The sequence below is a fragment of the Vibrio sp. ED004 genome, assembly GCF_023206395.1.
Lineage (GTDB): Bacteria > Pseudomonadota > Gammaproteobacteria > Enterobacterales > Vibrionaceae > Vibrio.
Map to the genome: position 1 here is coordinate 1198431 of NZ_CP066149.1, position 17864 is coordinate 1216294.

At 45.5% G+C, this 17864-nt stretch carries 15 protein-coding genes; 1 reads left to right on the forward strand and 14 read right to left on the reverse strand.

What is annotated here, in order from left to right; translation table 11 throughout:
- Positions 1–31 precede the first annotated feature (31 nt).
- The 13 genes from rpoS to rlmD form a co-directional block, all read right to left on the reverse strand.
- The gene (gene rpoS, locus ITG10_RS05160) at positions 32–1012 is read right to left on the reverse strand and encodes an RNA polymerase sigma factor RpoS (protein WP_017633211.1); all 981 of its coding nucleotides are present in this window, start codon (positions 1010–1012) and stop codon (positions 32–34) included.
- Positions 1013–1110: 98 nt separating this feature from the next.
- Complete coding sequence (gene nlpD, locus ITG10_RS05165; protein ID WP_017633212.1) at positions 1111–2025, reverse strand: murein hydrolase activator NlpD; 915 nt, start codon at positions 2023–2025, stop codon at positions 1111–1113.
- Between the two features lie 35 nt (positions 2026–2060).
- Positions 2061–2687, reverse strand: coding sequence for a protein-L-isoaspartate(D-aspartate) O-methyltransferase (locus tag ITG10_RS05170; protein WP_017633213.1), 627 nt, complete (start codon positions 2685–2687; stop codon positions 2061–2063).
- Complete coding sequence (surE, locus tag ITG10_RS05175) at positions 2688–3431, reverse strand: 5'/3'-nucleotidase SurE (protein ID WP_017633214.1); 744 nt, start codon at positions 3429–3431, stop codon at positions 2688–2690.
- A 75-nt stretch (positions 3432–3506) separates the two neighbouring features.
- Complete coding sequence (gene truD / locus ITG10_RS05180) at positions 3507–4553, reverse strand: tRNA pseudouridine(13) synthase TruD (protein ID WP_017633215.1); 1047 nt, start codon at positions 4551–4553, stop codon at positions 3507–3509.
- A gap of 22 nt (positions 4554–4575) precedes the next feature.
- Positions 4576–5055, reverse strand: coding sequence for a 2-C-methyl-D-erythritol 2,4-cyclodiphosphate synthase (ispF, locus tag ITG10_RS05185; RefSeq protein ID WP_026084485.1), 480 nt, complete (start codon positions 5053–5055; stop codon positions 4576–4578).
- 2 nt (positions 5056–5057) lie between these two features.
- Positions 5058–5759 (reverse strand): 2-C-methyl-D-erythritol 4-phosphate cytidylyltransferase, encoded by a 702-nt coding sequence (gene ispD / locus ITG10_RS05190; protein WP_017633217.1) that lies wholly within the window; start codon positions 5757–5759, stop codon positions 5058–5060.
- The gene (gene ftsB / locus ITG10_RS05195; protein ID WP_017633218.1) at positions 5759–6040 is read right to left on the reverse strand and encodes a cell division protein FtsB; all 282 of its coding nucleotides are present in this window, start codon (positions 6038–6040) and stop codon (positions 5759–5761) included. The genes ispD and ftsB overlap by 1 nt, the downstream gene beginning before the upstream one ends.
- Before the next feature lie 459 nt (positions 6041–6499).
- Complete coding sequence (eno, locus tag ITG10_RS05200) at positions 6500–7798, reverse strand: phosphopyruvate hydratase (RefSeq protein ID WP_017059033.1); 1299 nt, start codon at positions 7796–7798, stop codon at positions 6500–6502.
- Between the two features lie 81 nt (positions 7799–7879).
- Entirely contained in the window at positions 7880–9520 is a 1641-nt protein-coding gene (locus ITG10_RS05205) for a CTP synthase (protein ID WP_017629586.1), read from the reverse strand.
- Between the two features lie 150 nt (positions 9521–9670).
- Positions 9671–10468 (reverse strand): nucleoside triphosphate pyrophosphohydrolase, encoded by a 798-nt coding sequence (gene mazG / locus ITG10_RS05210; protein WP_017629585.1) that lies wholly within the window; start codon positions 10466–10468, stop codon positions 9671–9673.
- Between the two features lie 209 nt (positions 10469–10677).
- A complete protein-coding gene (relA, locus tag ITG10_RS05215; protein ID WP_176680446.1) occupies positions 10678–12900 on the reverse strand; it encodes a GTP diphosphokinase in 2223 nt (740 codons plus the stop codon).
- A 134-nt stretch (positions 12901–13034) separates the two neighbouring features.
- Entirely contained in the window at positions 13035–14354 is a 1320-nt protein-coding gene (gene rlmD, locus ITG10_RS05220) for a 23S rRNA (uracil(1939)-C(5))-methyltransferase RlmD (protein ID WP_017629584.1), read from the reverse strand.
- Positions 14355–14519: 165 nt separating this feature from the next.
- On the opposite strand from rlmD, the gene barA reads away from it, so the two are divergent.
- Positions 14520–17333, forward strand: a complete 2814-nt coding sequence (gene barA / locus ITG10_RS05225; protein WP_017629583.1) for a two-component sensor histidine kinase BarA — start codon at positions 14520–14522, stop codon at positions 17331–17333.
- A gap of 131 nt (positions 17334–17464) precedes the next feature.
- Here barA and acpS read toward each other — a convergent pair whose 3' ends face one another.
- On the reverse strand, positions 17465–17845 hold the full coding sequence (gene acpS / locus ITG10_RS05230) for a holo-ACP synthase (RefSeq protein ID WP_017629582.1): 381 nt from the start codon (positions 17843–17845) through the stop codon (positions 17465–17467).
- Positions 17846–17864 lie beyond the last annotated feature (19 nt).

Below are 17864 nucleotides of genomic sequence, written 5' to 3' on the forward strand. Positions count from 1 at the left end.
GTTTTTTTATTTCGATATCGTGGAATATCGTTTAGTCGTTTTCAACGTTGAACAAGTTTTCCATGTTCAGACCTTGCTTGATCAGAATCTCACGTAAACGACGAAGACCTTCAACTTGGATTTGACGAACTCGCTCACGAGTCAGGCTGATTTCACGGCCAACTTCTTCTAACGTTGACGGTTCATAACCTAACAGTCCAAATCGACGTGCAAGCACTTCTTTCTGCTTCGGATTCAGTTCATCAAGCCAGAAAATCAGTGAGTTCTTGATATCGCTATCTTGAGTTGAAACCTCAGGATCTGAATTGTTGATGTCTGGAATAATATCCAACAGCGCTTTCTCACCGTCACCACCAATTGGCGTATCTACAGAGCTCACTCTTTCGTTTAGACGAAGCATCTTGCTCACATCACCAACTGGCTTATCTAGCTTAGAAGCGATCTCTTCAGCTGTTGGTTCGTGGTCAAGCTTTTGTGATAGCTCTCTTGCCGTACGTAGGTAGATGTTCAGCTCTTTCACAACATGGATTGGCAAACGGATGGTGCGAGTCTGATTCATCAACGCACGTTCAATAGTTTGACGAATCCACCATGTTGCGTAAGTTGAAAAGCGGAAGCCACGCTCTGGGTCAAACTTCTCTACGGCGCGAATCAAGCCTAGGTTGCCTTCTTCGATTAGATCGAGAAGTGCCAAGCCACGGTTGCTATAACGACGAGAAATTTTTACCACTAAACGCAGGTTACTTTCGATCATGCGTTTACGTGCTGCTTCATCACCGCGTAGAGCTCGACGTGCGTAAAGCACTTCTTCTTCTGCGGTTAGTAGTGGTGAGAAACCGATTTCGCCTAGATACAGTTGAGTGGCATCTAAGCTTTTAGACGTAACTTCAACTTCTTCTTTCGCTTCGGTTTTCTTAGTGACTGTTCGTTTTACTTTTCCAAGAGCTTCCGGTTCCGTGGTTGCTTGGTCAAGATCGAACTCTTCTTTGGTTACTGCATTGCTTATACTCATAACGCCTCCCCCTGGCGAAATTAGCATGACATTACAACTTCATATGTCGCTAAATGACTATGTCACTCAATACAATACGTTAATCATTCATATTGTATTTAAGGCAAATATCGTTTTGGATTAACGGATTTACCTTGGTAACGAATCTCAAAGTGCAGCCTAACACTGCTGGCTCCAGAGCTTCCCATTGTTGCAATCTTCTGCCCTGGTTTCACACTTTGCCCTTCAGATACTAATAGTCGGTCGTTATGCGCGTATGCACTTAAGTAATTATCATTGTGCTTCACAATCACTAGATTGCCGTAGCCTCGTAGTGCATTACCCGAATAAACAACCGTTCCCCCTGCAGTAGATACTATTGGCTGACCTCGCTGTCCTGCTATGTCTATGCCTTTATTTCCTTGTTCGCCTACAGAGAAATTCTTAATTACTCTCCCTTTAGTTGGCCATAACCATTTGGATACTTTATCACTTGTTGGTTTGGTGGACGGTGTAACATTCTGTTTACCTTTAGAACCAACATACTCCTTTGATTTAGATTGTTCAACCTTCTTTGGTGGATCTTTTTTTACCACTTTGGTGGTAGTTTGAGCTGGAGCTGGTTTAGAGTTTTTGCTCGATTGTGGTTTGGTTTTAGGTTTACTTGCCGCAGATGACGTTGTCGATGCCGCGACAGGCGCAGCAACTGCTGCTGCCGCTACCGTAGATTTACCATACGCAGGCGCGTTGTAGCTAGGACGCCACAACTTAAGCTTCTGTCCTGGGTGGATAGTATAAGGGGCAGACAATTTGTTGTAACTGACGAGGTCATTCACATCTTTATTGGTCACATAAGCGATGAAATAAAGCGTGTCGCCTTTTTTCACTTCATAGTAACTGCCGCGATAACTACCACGATCAATCGATGAGTATTTCTTGTTAAGGCTTGAAACCGGCGCAGGCGAATTCGCTGCACACCCAACAAGGGCACAGCTAAGCAGTAAAGTACTTCCTTTAAACAACTTCGAACGCATCGACTCTCTATCCACCTACACCATTGGTCTTGTTATTAAGCTAGTTCACCAGGAACAAGAGGTACAAATCTCACCATTTCGATAACACTCGACAAAAATTCATCGCCGTGACGAACGATCTTCAACAGTTGTTGTTCATCATCCCCAACAGGAATCAGTAAACGACCGCCATCTTTCAGCTGTTGCAGAAGCGCTTGAGGAATCGACTCTGCAGCAGCGGTAACAATAATCGCATCAAAAGGCGCCTTTGAAGACCACCCTTGCCAACCATCACCATGCTTAGTTGAAATATTGTAGAAATCGAGTTGCTTCAACCTACGTTTAGCATCCCATTGTAGCGACTTTATTCTTTCAACCGAATAGACATGATCAACAAGCTGAGCCAATACTGCGGTTTGGTAGCCAGAACCTGTTCCGATCTCCAAAACGCGGCTATCTTGTTGTAACTCAAGTAACTCTGTCATTTTAGCAACAATGTATGGTTGCGAGATGGTTTGCCCCTGTCCGATCGGCAGCGCATTATTATCATAAGCTTGATGGTACATCGCTTGTGATAAAAAGCTCTCCCTCGGCAGTTGGTAAATAGCATCAAGAACCTTTTGGTCTCGGATGCCATTTTCAATCAGAAAAGTAACTAAGCGCTCGGCTTGTGGATTGCTCACTTACTTCTCCCCTAACCATGTTGTCATCGCACCTAACGACTCGTGCGCCGTCAGATCAACTTGTAACGGTGTTACCGATACAAAGCCATGTTCGATTGCATAAAAATCGGTACCTTCGCCAGCATCTTGCTCTTTACCCGGAGGACCAAGCCAGTAGATATCATGACCACGAGGGTCCTTTTGCTTAATCATATCTTCAGCATGGTGACGAGCACCTAGGCGCGTTACTTGAGTACCAGAGAGCTGTTCTAAAGCTAGATCAGGCACATTGACGTTTAACAGGCGATTAGTTGGGATTGGGTTTACTAAATGTTGTTCGACGATACGACGAGCAATCGCTGCCGCTGTCTTAAAATGTTTTTTACCCACCAATGAAAACGCCACCGATTGGACACCTAAGAAGTGCCCTTCCATTGCGGCTGCGACTGTGCCTGAATAAAGCACATCGTCACCGAGGTTTGCACCGTGATTAATGCCCGTTAAAACCAGATCGGGCATATCATTTTTAAGCAGTTCATTTAACGCAAAATGCACACAATCTGTCGGCGTGCCTTGTACCGAGTAGGTATTTTCTGCAATTTCTTGAACACGCAAAGGTTGCTCTAAAGTTAATGAATTTGAAGCACCTGAGCGATTACGGTCAGGTGCAACAATGATAACTTCAGCAAGATCACGTAATTCATTTGCTAGCTCATGAATACCTTGAGCATGCACACCATCATCGTTGCTGAGTAAAATCTTCATCTTGTATCCTTTCTTTTGTTCCAATGCCAAGTGACTAAATTCCAATATCAAGTGACTTAGCTCCAAGCATAATCGTTATTGCTCGTAGCTTCTTTCTACGTGTACTTCTTCAACCAATTCGCGAACGATCGCTGTTGCGAAACAGCCCGCATCAAGAGAAAACTTAAGCGTGACATTATCTTCGTTCACTTCCCAAGTTAAATCCGTTGGTTTCAGTGACGCTTCACGGCGATCATGGCGCATACGGTTACCACGAATCAAAGCCATTAGATCCGGTTCAGCATCAAGGTGTTTCTGTTCTAGAGCTTGAGACTCATCAGTCGTTGGTAAGGCATTATCGCCAGCCAAAGCAACAGTCATCAAAGCAGAGCCGTTCGCGATGTCTTGGTTTACAGCTTCAATGTTGTCAGCCGTTACCGTTAGTTGAGCGCCGTCTTTCAACACGATATCGCCAACCAATGCTGATGCAAACGCACCTTGCTCAATACGGTCTGAAAGGATCAGGTTGTAAATCCACGAGCGAGCTGCAGAAAGGTACAAGCTGCGCTTATTTTGGTTACGAGTACGAACGTTATCACGGCCCCAACGACGAGCTTCAGATAGGTTGTTACCTTCATTGCCAAAACGCTGAGCACCAAAGTAGTTTGGCACGCCCACTTGAGCGACTTTTTCCAAACGCTTGACCACATCTTCGCAATCCGTTACTTCAGACAAGGTCAACTCAAATTGGTTGCCAACTAAATCGCCCGGACGTAACTTTTTGTTGTGTCGCGCTGTCGCTAGGATTTCGATGCTTGGGTATTGTGCTAAGAACGCTGAAAAGTCAGGCTCACCTTTCGGTAGGTGGACGCTCAACCACTGCTCTGTCACAGCGTGACGGTCTTTCAAACCCGCCCAGCTCACGTCTTTCGACTTAACACCGCAAGCCTTAGCCAACTCATTCGCCACGAAGCTTGTATTCTCACCCGTTTTACGGATGCGAACCATTAGATGCTCGCCTTCACCGGTAAATTCAAAACCCAAGTCTTCATTAACGACAAAGTGTTCGGCTTTTGCTTTTAGTTTTGCTTTCGCAGTTGGTTTACCGTTTAGATAAGCCAATGAAGATAAAATATCTGACATGCTGTTCTTTTCGTGTTGGTGCTTACGCACTTTTGGTAATTAGGACCACCGCTTCACATGCGATGCCCTCTTTGCGACCTGTAAAACCTAAACGCTCTGTAGTCGTGGCTTTTACATTCACATTACTGATGCTGGTTTCTAAGTCTTGTGCAATCGCTTGGCACATAGATTCTATATGAGGCGCCATTTTTGGTGCTTGCGCCATGATAGTAATATCGGCATTACCAATCACGTAGCCTTGTTCTTTTACTCGACGATAAACATCTTTCAATAGCTCACGGCTGTCTGCACCCTTCCACTCATCATCAGTATCTGGGAAATGACGACCAATATCACCCGCAACAATCGCACCTAATAGAGCGTCACATAACGCATGTAGGGCAACATCACCGTCTGAGTGTGCAATAAGACCTTGTTCATAAGGGACGCTCACGCCACCAATAATTACCGGGCCTTCACCACCAAACTTATGTACATCAAAGCCATGGCCAATACGAATCATCATTATTCCTTATTCTGACTTAAATAGAACTCAGCAAGCGCTAAATCTTCTGGCTGAGTAATCTTAAAATTATCTGAACGCCCAGCGATTAAAGCGGGCGATAAACCTTTCCACTCAAAAGCTGAAGCTTCATCGGTAATAGAAACACCTTGTTGAAGCGCCTCACTTAATGCATTCCAGAGGGGTTCTGCTTTAAACATTTGCGGCGTCAGTGCGTGCCATAGATCAGCTCGTTCAACGGTATGCTCAATCTGCCCTTGGACACCTCGCTTCATCGTGTCACGAACGGGCGCGGCCAAAATAGCCCCGACATCATGGCTCATCGCGCCTGAGATCAACTTATCGATATCACCCAACTGAACACAAGGCCTTGCAGCATCGTGAACCATCACCCATTCACCAAGCTGTTGCTCTGCAATGTAATCTAAAGCAGAGAGCACGGAGTCCGCTCTTTCGCTTCCACCAGACACTCTGATCACTTGTGGGTTCTGATTTAGGGCAAGCTCTGGGTAGTATGGGTCATCTTCGCTAATCGCGACGACAATTTGAGAGACTTGTGAATGAGACAATAATTTCTCAATGGTGTGCTCTAAAATCGTTGTACCGTTAATCTTGAGATATTGCTTAGGACGGCCGGCCTGCATTCGGCTACCCACGCCCGCCGCAGGTACAACGGCAATCACGCTTTGAAGTTGAGTCGACATTAATGGGATTCCTCACCAATGATGCGATAAAACGTTTCGCCTTCTTTTACCATTCCAAGTTCATGACGTGCACGCTCTTCTATCGCGTCTAAGCCTTGGCGTAGATCGTCGATTTCAGCAAACATCTCGGCATTACGAACATGTAGCTTTTCGTTTACTTGTTGCTGAACTTGGATTTCGTTGTTCACACCGTAGTAATCAGAGATACCATTTTTACCGAGCCACAGTGTGTGTTGTAGCCAGCCAAACACTATGAGCAGTACTAAAGCAAAAATTCGCATAACACCTTTCGCCGGTTGAAAAAGAAGGAACTAGAATAAGGCACATATATACCATAATGAGCTTATTGGTGCGAGATATGTGGTGTAAGGGAATCAATAAGTAGGAGAATTATTGTTGTTCGAAACCTGTAATAAGATTCTCAACGCCCTCCTCCATCGGTCTCGATAATGACGAACAAACGACTGCAGCCGAAAGAACCAAAGACAGCGTGCCTTTCCTAAGGCACGTGCCCCGTCATTCCCAAGAAGGAGGAACGACTGAGTTGGGCATCTATCGAGGCAAACGCAAATAAGAGATCCCCCGATTCCTTCCTTCGTCAGTCTAGGGAATAACGAACTTTAGATGTAACAAGGAGGAGCTTTAAAACCTAGAGCTTCTTCCCGTCATTTTTTACAGACAAAAAAATGCCCCGCACAAGCGAGGCATTTAAAAAGCTTAGATTAACAATTCACTAGGAATTATTGACCTTTAACTTCTTTAAGACCGTTGTAAGGAGCTTTAGAACCTAGAGCTTCTTCGATACGGATTAGTTGGTTGTACTTAGCAACACGGTCAGAACGGCTCATAGAACCTGTTTTGATTTGACCTGCAGCTGTACCTACCGCTAGATCAGCGATAGTTGCATCTTCAGTTTCGCCAGAACGGTGAGAGATTACTGCAGTGTAGCCAGCGTCTTTAGCCATCTTGATAGCAGCTAGAGTCTCTGTTAGAGAACCGATTTGGTTGAACTTGATAAGGATAGAGTTAGCTACGCCTTTCTCGATACCTTCAGCAAGAATCTTAGTGTTTGTAACGAACAGATCGTCACCAACGATTTGAAGCTTGTCGCCTAGAAGTTCAGTTTGGTGCTTGAAGCCATCCCAATCTGACTCGTCAAGACCGTCTTCGATAGAAACGATTGGGAAGTTGTTCGCTAGCTCAGCTAGGTAGTGGTTGAACTCTTCAGAAGTGAAAGTTTTACCTTCGCCCTTCATGTTGTAGATGCCAGCTTCTTTGTCGAAGAACTCAGATGCTGCACAGTCCATAGCAAGAGTAACGTCTTTACCTAGTTCGTAACCAGCAGCTGCAACAGCTTCTGCGATAACTTCTAGAGCTTCAGCGTTAGACTTAAGGTTAGGAGCGAAACCACCTTCATCACCAACTGCAGTGCTGTAGCCTTTAGACTTAAGAACTTTAGCTAGGTTGTGGAATACTTCAGCGCCGATACGTAGACCTTCTTTAAGAGTTTTAGCGCCAACTGGTTGGATCATGAACTCTTGGATGTCAACGTTGTTATCTGCGTGCTCACCACCGTTGATGATGTTCATCATTGGTAGAGGCATAGAGAACTGACCAGCAGTACCGTTTAGCTCAGCGATGTGCTCGTATAGAGGCATGCCTTTCGCAGCAGCAGCAGCTTTTGCGTTAGCTAGAGATACAGCTAGGATAGCGTTCGCGCCGAACTTAGACTTGTTATCAGTACCGTCTAGGTCAAGCATGATTTGGTCAACGTCAGCTTGTGCTTTAGCGTCAGTACCAACTAGAGCTTCAGCGATTGGGCCGTTTACAGCTTCAATAGCTTTAAGAACACCTTTACCTAGGAAACGTGATTTGTCGCCGTCACGTAGCTCAAGAGCTTCGCGAGAACCAGTAGATGCGCCAGATGGAGCAGCAGCCATACCTACGAAACCGCCTTCTAGGTGTACTTCAGCTTCTACAGTTGGGTTACCACGTGAATCGATGATTTCACGACCTAGAACTTTAACGATCTTAGACATTGAATGTTTCCTTCTCGTTGAATATATAAATGTCAAATTTAAAGGTAGCAGCACAACTTACGCAGCTACCTGTATTCCTTTTTACTTTTCTAACTCGCCGCGCTGGAACTCACCAGCCGCTTTAACGAAACCTGCAAACAATGGGTGACCATCGCGAGGTGTTGAAGTGAACTCTGGGTGGAATTGAGCAGCAACGAACCATGGATGGTTCGGGTTCTCAATAACTTCAACCAGTTTCTTGTCCGCAGATAGACCCGATACTTTTAGGCCCGCTTTTTCGATTTGTGGACGAAGATTGTTGTTCACTTCGTAACGGTGACGGTGACGTTCATGGATCGTCGCGCTACCGTATAATTCGTAAGCTTTCGTACCTTTCGCTAGGTGACAAAGCTGTGAACCAAGACGCATTGTACCGCCTAGGTCAGATGATTCTGTACGCTCTTCAACTTTACCTTCGCCATCAGTCCACTCAGTGATAAGACCAACTACTGGGTACTTAGTTTCAGTACAGAATTCAGAAGAGTGCGCCCCTTCCATTTTAGCAACGTTACGAGCGTACTCGATAAGCGCTACTTGCATACCTAGACAGATACCTAAGTAAGGTACTTTGTTTTCACGAGCGTATTGAGCAGCAAGAATCTTACCTTCAACACCACGGTCACCAAAGCCACCTGGAACTAGGATTGCATCTAGGCCTTCTAAAACTTCTACGCCACGAGACTCAACGTCTTGTGAATCTACGTATTTAATATTAACGCTTAGGCGGTTTTTCAAGCCTGCGTGTTTTAGCGCTTCATTTACTGATTTGTATGCGTCTGGTAGTTCAATGTACTTACCAACCATACCAATCGTCACTTCACCCGTTGGGTTAGCTTCTTCGTAAATTACTTGTTCCCATTCAGACAGGTCTGCTTCTGGAGCTGTGATGCCGAAACGCTTACATACAAGTTCATCAGTGCCTTGAGCTTTAATAAGCTGAGGGATCTTGTAGATAGAGTCAACATCGCGCATAGAAATAACTGCATTTTCTTGCACATTACAGAACAGAGCAATTTTCTTACGCTCGTTCGAAGGAATGTTGCGGTCTGAACGACAAACTAGGATGTCTGGCTGAATACCAATAGACAGTAGCTCTTTTACAGAGTGTTGCGTTGGCTTAGTTTTCACTTCACCCGCTGCTGCTAGGTATGGCACTAGAGTAAGGTGCATGAACATTGCACGTTCACGGCCTAGTTCTACTGCTAGCTGACGAATCGCTTCCATGAATGGTAGAGATTCGATATCACCAACCGTACCACCAACTTCAACGATCGCGATATCGTGGCCAGCTGCGCCAGAAATAACACGCTCTTTGATAGAGTTAGTGATGTGTGGGATAACCTGAATTGTTGCACCTAGGTAATCACCGCGACGCTCTTTTGCTAGTACGTCTGAGTAAACACGACCTGCAGTGAAGTTGTTACGCTTAGTCATCTTGGTGCGAATGAATCGCTCATAGTGACCAAGGTCAAGGTCTGTTTCAGCGCCATCTTCCGTAACGAACACTTCACCGTGCTGAGTCGGGCTCATAGTGCCTGGATCAACGTTGATGTAAGGGTCAAGCTTCATCATAGTCACTTTAAGACCACGAGCTTCTAAAATAGCCGCAAGAGATGCTGCAGCAATACCTTTACCTAGAGAGGATACAACCCCGCCAGTAACAAAAATGTAATTTGTCGTCATGTTTAACCTGAAATTGGTTGAATGAGGGAAATGGACTACTTCTGGACGGGATGAAAATATACCAGAAGCCCCTTATCGCCACAACGTGAAATCTATCACACTGCTATTTTTTATTTTTTGCTTCAAATCAATTCATGATAAAAGCTTTGGTTATCTTTTCTCCGCCACTTTGACTTCATCCCACATGGAATCAAGCTGTTGTAGTGAAAAATCGGTCAAATTTTTATCTTGCTGACGAACTTTTTGTTCCACCCCTTTAAAGCGACGTGAAAACTTCAGATTGGCTTTGTTCAGCGCCGTTTCTGGATTTTTACCTAAATGTCGCACCAAATTGACCGTCGCAAACAGCAAATCACCTAACTCTTCTTCAACCAAATCTTCGTTAGGTGTGACTTGAAGCGCCTCTTCCAGCACCTCGTCAACTTCCTCTAAAACCTTATCGGCGACTGGCCCAATTGAGTCCCAATCAAAGCCAAATTTCGCGACCTGCTTTTGAATCTTTGTAGCACGCGAAAGCGCAGGTAGAGAGTTTGGTATTGAGTCTAGAATACTTTCTTGAGTTTTGCCTGCTTGTGCTTTTTCTTTCGCTTTTTCCGCTTCCCAGTTGGCATTGATTTCTTCATCACTGGCAAACTCGGTATCAGAGAACACATGCGGGTGACGTCGTGTTAGCTTCTCATTGATGCCATCAACCACATCAGAGAACTCAAACAACCCCTGTTCTTTCGCTAACTGGCTATAGAAGATCACCTGAAACAACAAATCACCCAACTCTTCTTGTAGGTTCGGCCAATCTTTGTTGTGAATCGCATCCACCACTTCGTACGTCTCTTCGATAGTATGCGGCACAATTGTTTCAAAATTTTGTTTTAAATCCCAAGGACAGCCACCTTCAGGATCGCGCAGCTTAGTCATGATCTGTTCAAGTTGTTCAATCGGGTGATTCATCGTTTTCTTCCTATTACTGTCTTTGATTTTTAAATTTATAACGTCTTCTAAAACTAAAAAAGGTGAGCAGCCAAAACCACTCACCTTTCTATTCTTTCCGTCATCCCCAAGAGTGAAGAATGAGCGAGTTGGGGATCTCAAACCGTTTGGCGAGATTCCCTATCACCTTCGTCCCTCACTGTAGGGAATGACGAGGATCGTATTTTAGACTATCCCAACCTTTTTACTGACATAACATCTTTGATCTGTTCGACTCGACTTGTCACTCGACTCAGAATCTCAATATTGGTGACCTCTAAATCGAAATCCATTACCGATAACTGACGTTTGTAGTCGATGCGGCTCTTCATTGTGGTCACGCTGATCTTCTCGTTCGAGAACAGTGAGGTGATGTCTTTCAACAAGCCATTACGCTCTAGCGCTTCAACACGCAGCGTTAGGATGTAAGAACCAACAAAGCCATTACCCCAAACGGTATCAATGATACGTTCTGGCGCATGTAGGCTTAGCTCACTCAGTTGTTCACAGTCACTACGGTGAACCGAGATACCACGACCTTGAGTGATGTAACCTTTTATGGTGTCGCCAGGGATTGGCTGACAACAACGAGCAAGGTGCGTCATTAGGTTATCAACACCTTCCACGACTACGGCGTCTTTCTTGGGGCGACTCTGTTGTGCTGGCTTGTTTTCCGACTCAAGCAGTTTCTCTAGCGCTTTTTTGTCTTCTTCTTCGGCTGTAGGCTTATTCACTAGCGCATTGATGTGATTAACCACTTGGTTAATACGCAAGTCGCCACTACCGATGCCAGCATAAAGCTCATCTGGCGTGTTCACGTTAAAGCGTCTTAGCGCGTATTGGTCGGCATCTTTTAGAGTTGCACCAACCTTCGCTAATTCAACCTCAAGGATGTCACGGCCCGCTTCTAGGTTCTTCTCACGACTTTGCGCGCGGAACCATGCGTTGATTTTCGCACGAGCACGTCCAGAGTGAACGAAGCCTGTGGTTGGGTTCAGCCAATCGCGAGATGGGTTCGGTTCTTTCTGGGTGATGATCTCTACTTGGTCGCCCATTGATAGCTTATGGGTGAACGGTACGATACGCCCTGCCACTTTGGCACCGATACAACGGTGACCAACCATCGAGTGGATGTGATAAGCAAAGTCCAACGGAGTTGCACCCATTGGCAAGTCAACCACATCACCACGCGGTGTAAACGCGTATACGCGGTCATCGAATACTTGGCTACGAACTTCATCCAGCATCTCGCCAGAATCCGACATCTCTTCCTGCCAATCGATAAGCTTACGCAACCAAGTGATTTTCTCGTCGTAACCACTGCGGCCACTTGAAGCACCTTCTTTGTACTTCCAGTGCGCCGCAACACCAAGCTCTGAGTCTTCGTGCATCTGCTTGGTACGGATCTGAATCTCAATGGTCTTGCCTTCAGGGCCAAGAACAACCGTGTGAATCGACTGGTAACCATTTGGCTTAGGATTCGCCACATAGTCATCAAACTCGCTTGGTAGATGTTTGTATTTGGTATGAACGACACCTAGGCCGGCATAACAGTCTTGAAGTTGGTCGGCGATGATACGCACAGCTCGAACGTCAAAAAGTTCATCGAAGGCCAAGCCTTTCTTCTGCATTTTACGCCAGATGCTGTAGATGTGTTTTGGTCGGCCACTGACTTCAGCATTGATGCTTGAACGGTTCATTTCTGCCGTTAAATCGTCAACGAAATCTGTAATGTATTGTTCACGTACGATACGACGCTCAGACAACTGTTTTGCGATCTGCTTGTAGGTGTCTGGCTGCTGGTAACGGAATGCGTAATCTTCGATTTCCCACTTAAGCTGACCAATACCTAAACGGTTCGCTAGTGGTGCGTAGATGTTAGAACACTCTTTTGCTGCCGCGCGGCGCACAGCATCAGGCGCTTTTTTCACCTCAATGAGGTTACAGATTCGCTCCGCTAGCTTGATGACTACGCAGCGGAAGTCGTCAACCATTGCTAATAACATGCGACGAACGTTATCGACTTGACCCGAGGCTGCACTGCCTTCAAGGGTCACGTTAAGCTGGCCCAAGGCCGCCATTTCTTCAACGCCATCAATCAACTTTACGGTTTCTTTGCCGTAGCTTTCTTCAAACGCTTCGCGCTCAAAAACGCCGCTAGAGACGACGGGGAAAAGTTGTGCAGCAATTAAAGTGGCACGGTCCATGGACAAGGTGACCAAGATTTCGATCATCTCGCGGCCACGCCAAAGCAAGAGCGATGCTTGCTCGTGATCTTTTAAAAGTTCTTCACAGTGACGATAAACTTTAATCAGTTTATTCGAGGTTTTTGCGTCTTGATTCAATGACGCAATCCAACTTTCTAGCTCAAACTGTTCGCTTGGGTTTAAATGTGCGCTTCGTACCGCAACCATCATGCCTTCCTAGTTATTCTGTTTATACCCAATTCAATATGACTAACTGGTTCCAAGTTAGTTCGACCATATTGATATCAGCGCAAGTTTCCCTGCGCCTTTGTGATTCATTTTGAAGCCTTGTTTAAGGGCCTCTAAGCCTTGATAAAGAGAGCCATTGATTCTAGATGACTGGTGTGTGGGAACATGTCCAACATACCAAGTTTGGCTAATTGGTAGCCTTGTTTTTCTAAGCTCTCAGAATCTCTAGCTAGAGTAGCAGGATTACACGAAACATAAACCACACGCTTCGCTCCTAACGCTGAAATTTGATCAACGATCCCACTCGCTCCAGCCCTTGCAGGGTCGAGCAGTACTTTATCGAATTTCTCTTTTGCCCAAGGCTGTGAAGATAAGTCTTCTTCAAGGTTAGCTTGGTAAAACTCGGTATTACTCAACTGGTTTAATTCTGCATTCGACGTGGCCTGCTGTACCATTTCATCAACACCTTCCACACCAACCACAAACGCCGATTGTTGTGCGATAGGCAGACTGAAGTTACCTAGCCCACAAAACAGATCCAGTACTCGCTCATCCGCTTTAGGTTCTAACCATTCAATCGCTTGAGCCACCATCTGTTGGTTTACCTTCTGGTTAACCTGAATAAAGTGGTTTGGTTCAAACGGCAATGTCACACCCGTTTCTTTATAAGCTGGCGCATCACCAACCAAGCGAAGTAATTTGTCGGTTTCTGGCATCGAGTACAGCGTCACGCCTTCTTCTTTCGCTAACGCAATCAGAGCTTGCTCATCTTTTTCTACCAAAGGCTTAAGGTGACGCAGAACCATAACAGGGCCAGTATAGCCCAATACCAATTCAGCGTGTCCTAAAGAGGTAAGGTTGCTGAAAGTGTTGAGTAAATTTTTCAGCTTTGGCAGCAATACATTAAGACGAGGCTCAAGCACGGCACAGTCAGTGATGTTTTCAATCTGCTTACTTTGCTTCTTACGGAAACCGAACTGAAGCTTCTGTGTTTTCTTATCAACAAACAGGCTGATGCGCGCGCGACGGCGATAACCGGTTTCATCACCCACAATCGGTTGGGCAACTTCGGTCTTATCCGTCTTATATTGGTTCATTAAGTGCGTGAGAGATTGCGCCTTGTGCTCAATCTGAGAATCATAACCAAGATGCTGAAGATGGCAGCCACCACACTGATTAAAGTGTTTACAAAAAGGCTTTAAACGTTGCTCGCTCGGCTTCAATAATTTGATGAGTTTCGCGCGTGCAAATTTACTCTTACTCTCAGTAAGTTGAATAACCACCTGCTCACCGGGCAATGCGCCATCAATGAAAACAGGTTTGTTTTTCTGATAAGCGATGCCAGCGCCATTGTGATCCATTCGTTCAACCAAAACCGATTGATGCTTGGTCTCTAGTTGAGTTTTCTTTTTTGGTTGGAAAAAACGTGCCATTGCTTGTGCCTAATGTATCTTTTAATAAGTAATTGGTATCCAGGACTCACTATTCTGTCTTGGAATCATTGTCGAACGTCACGGCTTTGATTAAGCTTACCGTTCACTTAACCGCCATTGTGTGCGTTATTTTCCCATATCCAGACCTCGATGTAATTAAAGAACATGACCAGATATGGCTTAAGAGCCCGTGTAATTACCTTAACTCTAGCTCCAACCCTAATTATTGGGTTGCTATTGAGTGCATTTTTCTCATTTAACCGCTATCAAGACCTTGAGGGGCAAGTGGTTAACACTGGTACTAGCATCATTGAGCCACTGGCGATTGCGAGTGAGTCAGGCATGAAGCTCGAAAGTCGAGAGTCTGTTCGCCAGCTAATTAGCTATGCACATCGAAAGAATTCTAAGCTGGTGCGCAGTATCGCGGTGTTTGATGAACGCCATGAGTTGTTTGTAACCTCAAACTTCCATCCCGATTTTGAAAGCCTGACCTATCCCAAAGATAAACCGATCCCGCATTTAAGCTCATCGAATCTGCTCGATAACACACTGATCCTGCGGACGCCTATCATCGCTGAAGGCCAATACATCAACTCAGCCAATGGTCAATCGCAAGCCAACCAAGCGATTGGCTATATTGCTATTGAGTTAGACCTATCTTCACTTCGATTGCAGCAATATCAAGAAGTGTTCTCTGCCTTCTTAGTATTGATTCTCGGGCTTGGTTTATCGGGCGTGTTTGCGTTCCGCTTAATGCACGATGTAACCCAGCCGATCACACACATGAAAAATATGGTAGACCGAATTCGTCGTGGTCACTTAGATGTGCGTATCGAAGGTAAAATGCATGGTGAGCTAGATTCACTGAAAAACGGTATCAATGCGATGGCGGTATCGTTGTCAGAATATCACGTCGAGATGCAGCACAGTATTGACCAAGCCACATCAGACTTGCGAGAAACTCTAGAGCAATTAGAAATTCAAAACGTTGAGTTAGACATCGCGAAGAAACGAGCTCAAGAAGCGGCTCGTGTTAAATCTGAATTCTTAGCGAATATGTCTCACGAATTGAGAACACCTCTGAACGGTGTAATTGGCTTTACTCGTCAAATGCTCAAGACTCACCTATCGAACAGTCAAACCGATTATCTGCAAACTATTGAACGCTCGGCAAACAATCTGCTTAGCATCATCAACGATATCCTGGACTTCTCGAAACTCGAAGCGGGTAAATTAGCCCTAGAGAACATTCCATTTGAGTTCCAAGCTAGCCTTGAAGAGGTGGTAAACCTTCAAGCAACCAACGCTCATGAAAAAGGCTTAGAACTGACGCTTAAGATCGATCCAAAAGTGCCGCCGGGCGTGGTAGGCGATCCACTTCGTATTCAACAGATCCTGACTAACCTAGTCGGCAACTCAATCAAGTTTACCGAGCGCGGCAACATTGATATCAGCGTAGAGCTTCGTTCACAAAGCGAAGACAACATCGAGCTGCAATTCATGGTTCGCGATACCGGTATTGGTATCTCTGAGCGTCAACAAGCGCAGCTGTTCCAAGCCTTCAGTCAAGCTGATGCAAGTATCTCTCGTCGTTATGGCGGTACAGGCTTAGGTCTGGTTATCACCCAAAAACTGGTCAACCAAATGGGCGGAGAGATCAGCCTAACCAGTCGTCTACACCAAGGTTCCACTTTCTGGTTCACCTTGAGACTATCAACGACTGATATGCCGATGACAGAGCTGATTGAAACTCAATGTCTGCAAGACAAACAACTACTGCTCATCGAACCAAACATGCAAGCGGCTTCGATTACTCAGCAAATTCTGACTCAGGAAGGCTTAGTCGTTACCTACCGTTCAGTGATGCCGGACGAGTCGACCTCATACGACTACGTTCTACTTAACCTTGCGGCTAACCAAGATTACCAGTTTGATACGGTAAGCGGCTGGGCAATTGGTGCTAAGAAGATTGCTCAGAACGTGATTATTGGTACACCGAGTACCGAGCTAGCATTGGGTGAGCAGCTAATGAAAGAGGTTGATGTTCAGTGCATCACCAAGCCTCTTTCTCGTAAGAAGCTGCTGCAAACCTTGGTATCTAACCAAGCGCCAACCTGGATAGCGCCAGCGATTGAAACCCATTCTGAAGAGAAGCTGCCGCTTACTGTGATGGCCGTGGACGACAACCCAGCCAACCTTAAGTTGATTACCGCACTGCTGAAAGAGCGTGTAGAAACCGTTATCAGTTGTACTAGCGGACAACAAGCGATCGACAAAGCGACAGAAACACCGTTTGATATCATCTTTATGGATATTCAAATGCCACAAATGGATGGTGTGACGGCTTGCGAGAATATTAAGAAGCTGGCGAACAATGCTAATACGCCAGTGATTGCCGTGACCGCTCATGCGATGATTGGTGAGCGTGACCGACTGCTTGAAGCCGGTATGGATGATTACCTAACCAAGCCAATTGAAGAGCATGTCTTACAACAGGTACTGATTCACTGGAGTCCGACCTCTGAAGTTGAACACATCGAGAAGATAAACCCAGACCACCCTGCCGTTTCGACTGAAATCGACAACAGCCAAGTGTCAGAAACTGAAGCAAGTGTGCACAAGAACATCATCATTGATTGGCAAGCTGCGATGAAACAAGCCGCTAATAAAGAAGACCTCGCACGCGATATGCTGCAGATGCTAGTGGATTTCATTCCTGAGGTTTATGAAGCCGCAGAGAAAGCCATTGAAGACAGCGACTACCCTGTTGAGCAGCTGATACACATAATCCATAAGATGCATGGCAGCAGCTCGTACAGTGGCGTTCCAAGGCTCAAATCGGTATGTGCAACGATAGAAAAAGAACTGCGTTCAGGCACTTCTGTTGAAGATATTGAGCCGGAGCTTTTTGAACTTCAGGATGAGTTAGAAAAAGTTCAAGCCACTGCAATTCACTATTTAAAACCCGCGAAGACTTAACGAGTAGCTGTTCTAAAAAATACTCGTTAAACGGTTTTCAACCAATAAAAAAGCAGAGCCCATAAGCTCTGCTTTTTTTGTCTTGTAGCGAGTCGCTAATCAAACATTAGATTCAGGTTGGTAGTAATCAATTACGATTCAAGTAACACGGTTGCCACAGCGTAGTGGCGTTCATCTGAGATCGTCAGGTGAATCGATGTTGTGCCACTCGCCTCTGCGATTTCACGCGCTTTCTTGTGCAGGCTCAATACTGGCTTACCATGCTCATCGTTTGAAATCTCAAAGTCGTGGAAGGTAACTCCCAGCGCGATACCTGTACCTAACGCCTTAGATGCAGCTTCTTTAGCGGCAAAGCGTTTTGCAAGGTAACGGCCTTTTTGCTTCAACTGTTGGAATACTTCAAACTCAGAATCCGTCAAAATACGTTGAGCAAAGGCGTCGCCACTTCGCGACAGCGCCTTCTCGATACGTTCGATTTCTGCGATATCTGTACCTAATCCAACAACTGCCATGTTTCCTCTACTACTTTAC